Genomic DNA, 12,259 nt, shown 5'->3' on the forward strand with positions numbered 1-12,259 from the left:
AAAACCATGAAACTTAGATATAAAACAAATCTATTTAGATAGATAAGTAAATAAGTATGTCCTTTCGTTTCATTTTTTTAATACCTTGTAATCTATAAGGGTATCAAATGGTTACTGAAAAGATAAGCGCATACTACTTTATGGCTATATCAATCGTAGTAAATAACTGTTCATCCTAGCAGGTTAAAATGCTCGATAACTGCGTTGAAGTTTTTGATTGTAGAATAACTATTTATCAAAACTATTTGTTTAAAAGCAACGCCTTGTTCTCAAGCATTTTTCCTTCGCTATTTCTGGCCACTTACTTACTGTGATTGGTATTATTTTAATAATTTAAAAACAAACTGCTTTTCTCTGGACATAAAAAAGCCCCTCAATATGAGTAATGCCACTCGCTTAAGGGCGAGTGCCATGTTTATTAGGATATTTGACTGCCTTTTTAAAAACTGCTCGGGGATATGGTTTCCTATTCCGTTTCTTGGGGAGAATAAGCCGTTTCCCACTTTCCCCTGAGAGCCTTTAAGTTTTTTGGTATCGCTCCTGGGCTTCGTGTATCACTCGCCCAAATCATCTCGTCCATAATTAAAAATAGTGCATTGATAAAGCTGATCCGCAGGGGCTCAACTTCGTGCTGTTTAGCCATTTCAGCCTTACGATGTTGTAGCTGGTTAATATTCCCCATAACTCCTGATATACGCCAACTTTTTTACTGCTTGAGCTCTCCGTAACTGCGCTCGATTTCCCAACGCTCCCAATACACTTTAACCAATGTATCAAATGGGTAGCGTTCCGGGCATAGGCAAGAAGTAATAAAGCCTTTGATTTCACCCGTAGGCGTTGGGATAAGAAATAAGTCGAGCCTGCCACTTTTTATCAAGATAAGGAGCAAGCTTTTGAGCTTGTGGTGAAACGGGCATATCAATGAGATGATCATGTTCAGTATAACTCTCAACGATGTCATAACGCATCTTAGCCTTGATTGGTGTTAACCAAGGAGTGTTACTGCTTGCGCCACGCCAGGTGGTAAATAGCTCTGCAGAAGTGAACCCTCTATCAAAGAGTGTTAATGAATCATCAGGGGCTGAGCCCACTAGTTGTTGAGCATAGGATATTTCACTATTTGTCACAGGCCCAAAAGCAGCATCAGAGACAAGATGGCTGCGTGTTGACATCAATGTTACCGCCAGCACACTCGGAAGCGATGCCCCTTTTTGAGCAAAGCCGAAGTGTTGATTTTCTTCTGTATTATGAGTTTTGAAATGTGTGCCATCGACATCTAAAGGAATATGTTTACTGAACACATCGATTGGACGTTCGTGGCAAAACTCTGCGGTAATTTGTAACTCTTTTGAAAATTCAGACATAAAAAATCGGCCGTAACTTACGTTACGACCGATTATGAGGCCTCTGGAGGATCGTTCAAGTAGCTAAACGATCGGCATTACTAATTTTTTAGCGGCCTTTTTAATTCTGACTACGGCTGTTATGGTAAATTAGTACTAAGTGTCGTTACGTTAAATCAACGAAAAAATGCCCCCCCCCCCCTTACAATGGGGACTATGATTTATCCACCTTAAAAAATCCCAATTCAGCATTAAGCTCTTTCGTCACTTCGACTACCGATTCGTTGGCTTTAACTAAGTTGTCAACTCCTTCAATATTCTGCTGAACCAATACACTAATATTTTCAAGTTGATTAGAGATATCAGCGGTTACAGTACTCTGCTCTTCTGAAGCAGTAACTAAGATAGAGTTCACATCCGAAATGATCGATACCTTTTCGGATATAGCGTAAAACGATTGAATGAGTTGGTCTGTCGTGGACTGAGTTAAGCTCATCAAATCCACATTTCGGCCCATTGATTCATCCGCTTGCTTTGATTGGTCTTGAAGCTGTGTAATTATTTCTTGAATATCAACCGTTGATTGTTGAGTTTTCCCCGCCAACGCTCTAACCTCATCAGCGACAACAGCAAAACCTCGTCCTTGCTCACCGGCTCTAGCCGCCTCTATCGCAGCATTAAGAGCCAATAGGTTGGTTTGCTCTGAGATATTATTAATCACATCCACGACACTACTAATACTCTCCGAATGAGCTCTAAGTAAACTAACAATCGTCTGTGTTTCTGATATTGATTTAGATATCTGCTCGGTGGTGTCGGTGGACTTTTTAAGAGAGGTCTGACTCACCTGTATAATACCGTTTGCTTCCATTGCTAATTGCTCAGCTCTTTGAGCGTTGTCGGCAACGTCTCTTGCCGTTAAAGATATTTCTGTAGAAGCGGTTGCAATCTGCTCAGCATACGACAATTCATTTAAAGCGTTAGCCTGACTGATATCAATGAGACCAATAGACTGTTCTTGCTTTTGATTAATCGTCCACATATTGGAATTAACTTGAGATAAGGTAGCGTTCAGTTTCAAAGCTAAACTAGATAATGATTCAGAAATTGTATCTAATTCATTATTACTTTTTTTCAGTTTAACTTGAGATAAATCCCCTTCAGAAAGAGAGTTAATCCAATTCAAAATTAAGGGTAAATTTCGAAACTCTCTCCTCATAATAAAGATCATAACAAAAACAAATAAAACACAAAACAAGACAACTCCCATCAAAGAACGCCACACGCTACCTTCGATTTCTTTTCTTATGTCTTTAGTTTTAATACCATTACCCATGAACCAGCCCCATCCACTCGTTTTTAATGCAACACTGTTAACGTCTTCCACCAAGCCATTAGTAGTAAGTTCCCATGTATAATTTATTACGTCAGAGCCTCTCTTGTTAGAAAGGTTAGATATCAAGGCACTCTCAGTTTCCTGACCTGAAATATCAGCAAATAGCTTACCTTGAAATTGAGGATCATTAGGCGTTGAGAGAAAACGTAACGATTCATCATCCCCTCTCGACGCAATCCAAACATACTCAACATCCGAATAATCAATCCCCATCAAGATCTCTAAAGCAATATGTTTAGCTTGTGACTCGGACAAATAACCACTTTGCGTTAACTGCTCTAGTTTAGAGACTACTTGACCTTGTATATTTAAAATTTGTTCAACTCTAACTTTATTTTGCTCAGACAATAAGTTAAATGAAGAAAAGGCACCATACGAAACCAAAATCACAGAAAGAGCAACACACAAAAACACCAACATTATTATTATTCTTTTAAGCACAGTATAGACCTTCACATAAATAAGCCCTATCCATAGTAAGACAGAGCAGGGATAGAGAGAACATTAACTTAAACACTCAATATAACCGTCATTGGAATGTAAATATCGCGGGGTTATTGCAAAAAATTCAGTTTAACGCCAAGATCCCACAATCTTTCATATCATTTCGTAGTTAATGACCAATTCTGAATTTAAATGGAAACACTTTGCACCAGAAATTATACTTTGGTGTTTACGTTGGTATGGTTCAACACCAATGAGCTACGCAAATCTCAGTGATATGCTCGCAGAGCGAGGCATATCGGTTAATCGCTCCACTATTTACCGTTGGTTTATTGAGTATTCCCCTAAATTACGAAAAAAATTACGTCGTAATTATCAATTCATTAAAACCGACTCATCCTGGCAACTTGATGAAACTTACGTGAAAGTAAAGGGGAAATGGAACTATCTGTACCGAGCCATCAACAAGCAGGGGGAAACTTTAGACTTTTATTTCTCTCACAAGAGAAATAAAGAAGCGGCTTATCAACTCCTTAAACGTTGCTTGAGATATTATGACCAAGAACAACATCCCAAAACGTTAAATACAGATAAACATTCTTCATACGCGAATGCTATTGCCCGATTGAAGAAGGAAGGACGACTACGAGAGGATGTGGAACAGCGGCAAGTTAAATGCCTCAATAATGGCATGAGTCCGATCATGCCCCCATTAAGAAGTTGATCGTGGCCGCCGGTGGTTTCAAACTGAGGAAGCTAGCCTAGTCAACCATTCAAGGATTTGAATCTTTGCGAATGTTGAATAAGGGACAGTTTGATTTCTGGTTACGTAATGATAAACGTGAAACCGTAGTACGGGAGAGATCCGCCTTCATGAATCGCTTATTCAATGTTGAGGTTGTTACCTAATTCTTGAAAAAGACCCTATGGACAGCATAGATAATATTGATTTCAAAAAACTTGCCAGCCAACAAAAATCTATTCAAATGAAAATGCGATTACTCGCATTAGCTCACTTTAAAGATGGCTACTCCCGAACCCAAATCGCTAAGTTCCTCAAAGTAAGCAGGACAAGTGTAAATAAGTGGGTACAAACATTCCTTGCTGAAGGGCTTGAAGGACTCCACGAAAAACCAAGAACAGGTCGCCCAGCAGTACTCAACAACGCAGACAGCTAAGCCAGTTCATAAAATCATGTGCCGAAGATTCATCGGGAGGCAGATTAACTGGTACTGATATTCATGCTTATATCGTGAAAGAGTTTGGTAAACATTATCACCCAGATTCTATCTACTATCTGCTTAATCAAATGGGCTTCTCTTTGATAACTTCACGCTCCAAACATCCTAAACAATCCCAGCAAAATCAAGACGATTTTAAAAAAATTCAAAATTGAAACGATCCTTAAGATCCCCGGTCACATGAGTCTTGATAACGTTGATGTCTGGTTTCAAGATGAAGCGAGGTTTGGTCAACAAAACACGACAACTCGACTTTGGGCTGAACGTGGTTCTAGACCAAGAGCAGTAAAACAACAGCAGTTTGAATATGCATATTTGTTTGGCTCAGTATGTCCTTCTAGAGGTATTGGCGAAGCAATGGTCGTTCCTTGGGTTAACCAAGATATTATGGTTGAGCACCTTGAGCAGATCTCCAAGGTGACTGAGAAAGGCCGCCATGCGGTGATCATCATGGATGGTGCAGGTTGGCATACAAATGACATTGCAGAGCAGTTTAGCAATATAAGTATCATCAAACTCCCGCCATATTCACCAGAGCTAAACCCAATAGAACAAGTGTGAGTTGGCTTAGACAACACTATCTTTCCAATCAGAGCTTTACCGGCTATGAAGATATTGTTTCGAAAGTATGCACAGCATGGAATCGATTCTTGGAGAGTACAGATAGGGTCACTAAAATGTGCACGAGGGACTGGATTAACCTGACCAGTTAATTTTCCAGATTGGTATAACTTGTAACTCTTTTGAAAATTCAGACATAAAAAATCGGCCGTAACTTAGGTTACGACCGATTATGAGGCATCTGGAGGATCGTTCAAGTAGCTAAACGATCGGCATTACTCAATATGAGGAGCTTAATAATTTTTTGCTATTAAAAACGAGAATTAATCTTCGTCTTCTAAGCGCAATCGTGGAATTGAACCTTTACCAGCTGCAATTTTTGTCTGTAAAGACATCATTAACTCGGCTTCTGCTTTTGGCAATTCACACTCTTCCATCAATTCATTAATGCCAGCACCTAACTGAACCAATTTGTTGGCTCTCGAATACAAACGGCTGTCTACATCTGTATTTTCTAACTCATTCAAACGATCATCAAAATGTTGACTTAATTGAGTCATTTCCGCGACTTGCTGCCCTAAATTAATCGAACCCGTACGAAACTCAACAAATTGCTTATACAGCTTTTGTTGCTCATCTTGAAGATGTTTATTTTGCTTTTGAGCTAGCGCTAGTTCTTCCACTAACTTGTTGTTTTTGCGATTTAAAATAAAGAAAACCACAAGAACTAAGATCATTGCTGTTGCTGCGAATAGCTCTGAGAGCTGAGTTAATATATCAACCATTATAGGCTTGCCATGTCATCCCATTCGTCTTCAGACAAAAGTTTGTTAAGGTCTACCAAGATAAGTAACTTGCCGTCACGGTTGCTAACGCCTTGGATGAACTTAGCGCTTTCTTCCGTACCAACACTTGGCGTAGTGTCAATCTCTGATGAACGTAAGTATACAACTTCTGCTACGCTATCAACAAGGATACCGATAACTTGACGCTCAGACTCAATAACGATAATACGTGTATTGTCAGTAATCTCACCTTGCATTAGGCCAAAACGTGAACGAGTATCAATAACTGTTACTACGTTACCACGAAGATTAATAATACCTAGAACGTAGTCTGGAGCACCTGGTACTGGAGCAATTTCTGTATGACGCAATACCTCACGTACTTGCATTACATTGATGCCGTAAGTTTCTTCTTCTAGTTGAAACGTTACCCACTGTAATACTTCATCATTAACTTGATCTTTACGGATCTCTACTTCATTAATCTGAGACATCTTCTTTCCTCATCCTCTTTAGAGTTATCTTACTCTATTCCCTTAATGTCGAGACCGGCATTAAGCATCGTAATCATCGCCTCAACGTGAATCAAGGCACACATCTTCTCTTTTACCATTCCTGATAACCATGGTCGCTTTCCTGCGGTTTCACGCCAACGAATTCGATCACTAGTGATGGTTTCAGTACCGGCTAACGCATTACACGCTAAACCCCATTTGCTTTCTCCAAGCATAACAAGATATTGGTAACCTTCTTTGTAACTGTCGTCTTTGATACTTTGTGGCATCACCCACTTAGCGGTATCAAGCGCATCGATTTTAGTTTCTCGGCTATTTTGCAAGCCAAGATACCAATCAGGACGACCAATTAAGTGACTCAATTCTGTAATTTGATGAATGCCACCTAATTGAGCTAATGGAACGGCAAAAGTCACTCCCATCACTTCAAAAAATAGAACCTGAAATTCGTTATCATGTTCAACGTTTTTCCAATCTAAACCACTTGGCGGAGGTGCTTTACCTGCTTTGGTTTCTAATTGAGATTCTGTCTTGTCATCTTGATTTTCATCAATTGCATCAAGACTATTTTCAACCGTTTGAGTATCATCAATAACTGTCTCAGAAGAAGACGTTACAGTGACTTTATCTGACAAATCCCATGCAGATAGATCAAGGTCTTCTTCTAATACGTCTTCACTCTCACTCTTAGTTTCTTCTGCTACTAATACTGGGGGTGGTTCAATATTAACGTTGAACTCTGCATCCTCTAATATTAATGCATCTATCTCTATTTGAGCTTCAAGCTGAGAACTTTCTAATTGACTCAGTAAACGTTGAACATCCTCTAATTGAGGCAATTCAAACGGATAATCATCATCGTCATCCACACTTGCTGAAAATTGTGGTTGGTATTGTGGTTCTGGCGCTTCAACAGTGACAGAACTTGAATGCCAAGTAATTTCTGGCTCTGGCTCTGGCTCTGGCTCTGGCTCTGGCTCTGGCTCTGGCTCTGGCTCTGGCTCTGGCTCTGGCTCTGGCAGAATGATGTCTTCAGGCTTAGAGTCAAGCTCTATGATCTCTTCATCTAACAGTGATGAAAAATAGTCATCAAGTGCTTCTTCACTGGTAAATGTTTTAAAATTAGCCATTAAGCTAATCTCTCTAAATAATTCAATAATGTTTTATAAGCAAAAACACCACGGCTATTTGGGGAAACAAATGAAGGTGGCATTCTTTTCAAACTTGCGTCTCTAAACTTAGTATCAATAGGAACGGCTGATGCCCATACCTGTTCAGAATACGTCGATTTCAGCTCCATTAATGTTTGTAATGAAGCATTTGTTCGTTTGTCGTACATGGTCGGAATGATGGTTACATCAAACAAAGAGGGTTTATTTCTCTGCATAATATTAAGTGTTCTCATCATTCTTTCTAAGCCTTTCATAGCCAAGAATTCGGTCTGTACTGGAATAAGGATTCGCGTGCTTGCTGCTAACGCATTAACCATCATGACTCCTAAAATAGGAGGGCAATCAATTAATACGTAATCATAGTCACCTTCTAACGCTTTCAATGCTCGCTTTAATACTAGCCCCATCCCATTACGGTTTCCCATAACACGATCAAGTGTCGCAAGAGACATGTGAGCAGGAATAATATCCAACCCTGGGATATCACTTTTTAAAACAAACGGCGTTACCGTTGCTTTATTTAGCGTAGGCAATTGAAATAATTCAAATAAGCTGCACGACAAATTGTCTGAGTCATACCCCAGATAGGTTGTTAAAGAACCATGAGGATCAGTATCAACCATTAGCACACGCTTACCTCGCTGATTTAATAAACCAGCGAGCGTGATTGTTGTGGTTGTTTTACCGACGCCGCCTTTCTGGTTCGCTATGCTCCAGACAATCATTCGTATTTTCCTACTTCAATCCAACTTCGATCAGAATTCTTTCTGCAACACGTTCAAGAGGTAAACTTTCTGATGACAGACCCGCTTTATCAATCGCTTGAGGCATGCCATAAACAACACAACTTTGCTCGTCTTGAGACCAAATGGTTGCTCCAGCAGCTTTAAGCATACGACAGCCTTCACGGCCATCAGCCCCCATACCAGTTAAGATCATTGAAAGTACTTTATCGCCATATACTTTTGCAGCAGACCCAAACGTCACATCAACACAAGGTTTATAATTCATGCGTTCGCCACCATCTAAGATCTTCAAACGTGAAGCTCCTGGGCGACCATCAATCATCATTTGCAAACCACCCGGAGCAAGGTAAGCACAACCTGGTTTCAGCACATCACCATCTTCTGCTTCTTTTACTTGGATCTTACACAAATTATTCAAACGAGCCGCAAACGCTGCTGTAAATGTCGCAGGCATGTGTTGCACCAAAATAATCGGATGTGGGTAATTAGCTGGAATTGCCGTTAATATCTTTTGTAATGCAACAGGACCTCCCGTTGAAGTCCCAATAGCAGTTAATTGATATTTTTTACCGGTTGCTTTAAAGCGCTGTGCGAGTGGTGCAACAGGAGCACTTTTAGCAGGCGCTGCAGTAGCACGAACGGTTGAACGAATCGTCGAAGTTGTTGTTTCCGTTGCCACTGATGGGCGACGCATAAACAATTTCTTACGAGCAATTTCAGCAATACGTTTTTGCAATAAACTAACGGCTTCCTCTCTATTACGAGCGATATCTTCAAACTTCTTCGGTAAGAAATCTAAAGCTCCTGCGTCTAATGCATCCAGTGTTGCTTTTGCACCATCATGGGTAAGAGAAGAAAACATCAAGGTTGGCGTTGGGCAAGCCTTCATGATTTCTCTTACTGCTGAGATACCGTCCATGACTGGCATCTCAATATCCATAGTAATGACATCTGGTTTTAATAATTTTGCTTTTTCTACCGCTTCTTTACCGTTAACCGCCACGTCGATAACTTCAAGACGAGGATCTGCATTAATGATTTCACTTACTCTACGACGGAAAAAACTAGAATCATCTACAACTAATACTTTTATTGCCATGTCAATCCTTGTGCATTAACGCATGCGAACAGCGTAACGCTTAAGCAAATTGGGAACATCAAGGATCAATGCAATATGACCATCTGAAGTAATGGTTGCGCCCGCCATTCCTGGCGTTCCTTGCAATAATTCATCAAGCGGTTTAATAACGACTTCCTCTTGACCAATTAATGTATCTACAACAAAACCAACTCGTTGAGCACCTAATTGAATAATAACCACATGACCTAATCCCGTACGTTCTGTTTGACGAGAACCAGGAACTAACCAATCTTGTAAGAAGAACAGTGGGATCGACTTTTCACGCACGATCGTAGTCAATTGTCCATCAACCATGTTTGTCTTAGACAAATCAAGATGGAAAATTTCATTAACACTTGCTAATGGCAAGGCAAAAGGCTGATTAGCAACACCGACCATTAAGGTTGGGAGTATCGCTAATGTTAGCGGCACTTTAATAACAATTTTTGTGCCTTCACCCATGCTTGAGTCAATATCGATTGAACCGTTTAATTGGTTGATCGCAGTTTTTACTACGTCCATACCGACACCACGACCTGAAATATCTGAAATTTCAGTTTTGGTAGAGAAGCCAGGTGCAAAAATGAGGTTATAACATTCTTTATTGGTTAAACGAGACGCTGCATCACTGTCCATCAAACCACGAGTAACCGCAATACCACGAAGTTTATCTGCATCCATACCACCACCATCATCAATGATGCTTAATAGAATGTGATCACCTTCTTGAGAAGCCGACAAGATAACTTTACCTGTGCGATCTTTACCTGTTTTTGCTCGAACATCCGGCATTTCGATACCATGGTCCACAGAGTTTCGCACTAAGTGAATCAATGGATCGGCAAGCGCTTCAACCAAGTTTTTATCTAAATCTGTCTCTTCACCGCGCATTTCTAGCACGATGTCTTTTTTCAATGTACGTGCTAAATCACGTACAACTCGTGGGAAACGACCAAATACTTTCTTGATCGGTTGCATACGAGTTTTCATTACTGCGCCTTGGATATCAGCAGTAACGACATCAAGATTTGAAACCGCTTTTGACATTTCTTCGTCATTGCTATTCAAACCTAGACTGACTAAACGGTTACGAACAAGAACTAGCTCACCCACCATATTCATGATGTTATCAAGCGTTGATGTATCAACACGAACTGTACTTTCAGCTTGAGGTTTAGACTGTGGCTTAGCAGGGGCTTTTGCTACAGGCTTCTCTTCTGGTGCTTGAGTTCTTGTTGGTGCTGGAGCAGTCGTTCGTGTTGGCGCTTCTTGCACTACAGGAGCTGGAGTAGCTGGAGCCATTGCTACCGCTGGTTTCACTGCTTGATCAAGCTCTTCATCTGTTGGTCCTTTACCTGAACCATGCAGTTGATCTAACAGTTTTTCAAACTCGTCATCACTCATTAGATCAGAGTCACCCGCTAATACTTCATCAACAGATTGAGTATTAACAGTTGGAGCCACTGATGCTTGTACTGTCGATGAATTCGTTGGACTTTTACCTGAGCCATGAAGTTCATCAAGTAGACGTTCAAACTCATCGTCAGTGATATCTCCATCAGCAGCAGCCACTACTGGGGTCACTGGTTCTATTGGTGCAGGAGTAGAAGAAGTACTTGATGGAGCTGCACCTTTGCCGTGCAATTCATCTAATAATTTTTCAAATTCATCTTCAGTAATATCGTCCACTGAATCATGAATATTACTTTCAATAACAGGCTCTTGAGGAATAACAGCTTCAACGACTGGAGCCGCAACTTCTGTTGTTGCTGCTGCAATTTCATCTTCAGTTGCTGGTTTGCTTAAATGATGAAGCAGATCCAATAAGCGCTGTTCGGCAGGTTCAACTGCTTCACCATTTTGAACCGCGCTGAACATTACGTTTACGCTATCAAGAGTTTCTAAAATGGTGTCCATTAACTCAGAGGTAACTTTACGTTTACCTGTTCTAAGAATATCAAACACATTTTCAGCACCATGACACGCATCAACCAGTTCTGTTAATGAAAGGAAGCCTGCGCCCCCTTTTACAGTATGGAAACCACGGAAAATAGCATTTAATAAATCAGAATCGTCAGGACGTTGTTCTAATTCAACTAATTGTTCAGAAAGTAGCTCAAGAATTTCTCCTGCTTCAATTAAGAAATCTTGTAGGATGTCTTCATCCATTTCAAAGCTCATAATATTCCTCTAAAATCCTAGACTGGCTAATAGGTCATCAACGTCATCTTGAGATGCAACTGCATCTTCACGTTCATGTGGGTTTAAAATAGGACCTTCAGGTTGAGAAGGTTTATTAAGTTCGTCTTGTTCACCAAGTCGCTCTTCTACTTTAAACAAAGTCAAAATATCAACCAATCGGTCTTCAACTTCTTGAACTAACGTAATTACTCGTTTAATAATTTGACCGGTAAGGTCTTGAAAATCTTGCGCCATCAAGATGTTAGTTAGCTCATTGCGTAGTTCTGAGCTATTCCCTTCAACTTGAGTAAGTAGACCATCAATGTTGTGACATAACGCTTTAAATTGAGTAAGCTCAATTCTGCCTTTCATTAAGCTGTTCCATTGAGGACGTACTTGAAGTAGCCCCTCGTGCAACTCGTCAGCAATAGGAAATGAACGGTCAACAGCATCCATTGTTTTATTGGCTGCCATTTCAGTTTTATCAATCACATATTGCAAACGATCACGTGCATCCGGGATCTCATCATTAGCAATAGCAACAACTCGATGATCAAGCTTGAAGTTCTTTAATGACTCATGAAGATCACGAGTTAAAGAACCAATTTCTTGAAGCATTGGAGGCTCGCTAACGGCCGCTAATGAAGCGACGATTTGATCTGCTTCTTCTTGCTTGCCTGCTTCTAATAAAGCAACAAGCTCTTTGGCATCAGTTAATGAAATCATCTTATTGCTAATCCTTTACCGCGCAACAT

General features: G+C 40.3%; 9 protein-coding genes and 2 pseudogenes. 2 read left to right on the forward strand and 9 right to left on the reverse strand.

Features of this window, described 5'->3' with window-relative positions:
* Positions 1–824: 824 nt before the first annotated feature.
* The gene (locus tag BTO22_RS20175) at positions 825–1,364 is read right to left on the reverse strand and encodes a transposase (RefSeq protein WP_258132517.1); all 540 of its coding nucleotides are present in this window, start codon (positions 1,362–1,364) and stop codon (positions 825–827) included.
* A 193-nt stretch (positions 1,365–1,557) separates the two neighbouring features.
* The gene (locus BTO22_RS09085; protein ID WP_258132518.1) at positions 1,558–3,159 is read right to left on the reverse strand and encodes a methyl-accepting chemotaxis protein; all 1,602 of its coding nucleotides are present in this window, start codon (positions 3,157–3,159) and stop codon (positions 1,558–1,560) included.
* 196 nt (positions 3,160–3,355) lie between these two features.
* On the opposite strand from BTO22_RS09085, the pseudogene BTO22_RS09090 reads away from it, so the two are divergent.
* Positions 3,356–4,092 (forward strand): annotated as a pseudogene (locus BTO22_RS09090) (IS6 family transposase).
* A gap of 26 nt (positions 4,093–4,118) precedes the next feature.
* Positions 4,119–5,137 (forward strand): annotated as a pseudogene (locus tag BTO22_RS09095) (IS630 family transposase).
* Between the two features lie 171 nt (positions 5,138–5,308).
* Here BTO22_RS09095 and BTO22_RS09100 read toward each other — a convergent pair.
* From BTO22_RS09100 to BTO22_RS09130, 7 genes are read right to left on the reverse strand one after another with little or no spacing between them, the layout of a single operon-like run.
* Positions 5,309–5,770 carry a DUF2802 domain-containing protein gene (locus BTO22_RS09100; RefSeq protein WP_105055201.1) on the reverse strand — a complete coding sequence of 154 codons (462 nt, stop codon included), beginning with the start codon at positions 5,768–5,770 and terminating at the stop codon, positions 5,309–5,311.
* On the reverse strand, positions 5,770–6,264 hold the full coding sequence (locus BTO22_RS09105; RefSeq protein WP_060991541.1) for a chemotaxis protein CheW: 495 nt from the start codon (positions 6,262–6,264) through the stop codon (positions 5,770–5,772). Before BTO22_RS09105 ends, BTO22_RS09100 begins: the two co-directional genes overlap by 1 nt.
* 29 nt (positions 6,265–6,293) lie before the next feature.
* On the reverse strand, positions 6,294–7,415 hold the full coding sequence (locus BTO22_RS09110) for a chemotaxis protein CheW (protein WP_105055202.1): 1,122 nt from the start codon (positions 7,413–7,415) through the stop codon (positions 6,294–6,296).
* Positions 7,415–8,182 (reverse strand): ParA family protein, encoded by a 768-nt coding sequence (locus tag BTO22_RS09115; protein WP_105055203.1) that lies wholly within the window; start codon positions 8,180–8,182, stop codon positions 7,415–7,417. Before BTO22_RS09115 ends, BTO22_RS09110 begins: the two co-directional genes overlap by 1 nt.
* A 10-nt stretch (positions 8,183–8,192) precedes the next feature.
* Complete coding sequence (locus tag BTO22_RS09120; protein WP_105055204.1) at positions 8,193–9,302, reverse strand: protein-glutamate methylesterase/protein-glutamine glutaminase; 1,110 nt, start codon at positions 9,300–9,302, stop codon at positions 8,193–8,195.
* 15 nt (positions 9,303–9,317) lie between these two features.
* Positions 9,318–11,504, reverse strand: coding sequence for a chemotaxis protein CheA (locus tag BTO22_RS09125; RefSeq protein ID WP_105055205.1), 2,187 nt, complete (start codon positions 11,502–11,504; stop codon positions 9,318–9,320).
* A 9-nt stretch (positions 11,505–11,513) separates the two neighbouring features.
* A complete protein-coding gene (locus BTO22_RS09130; RefSeq protein WP_105055206.1) occupies positions 11,514–12,230 on the reverse strand; it encodes a protein phosphatase CheZ in 717 nt (238 codons plus the stop codon).
* Between the last annotated feature and the right edge of the window lie 29 nt (positions 12,231–12,259).

Origin of the sequence: Aliivibrio sifiae (assembly GCF_002954705.1) — a bacterium.
Lineage (GTDB): Bacteria > Pseudomonadota > Gammaproteobacteria > Enterobacterales > Vibrionaceae > Aliivibrio > Aliivibrio sifiae_A.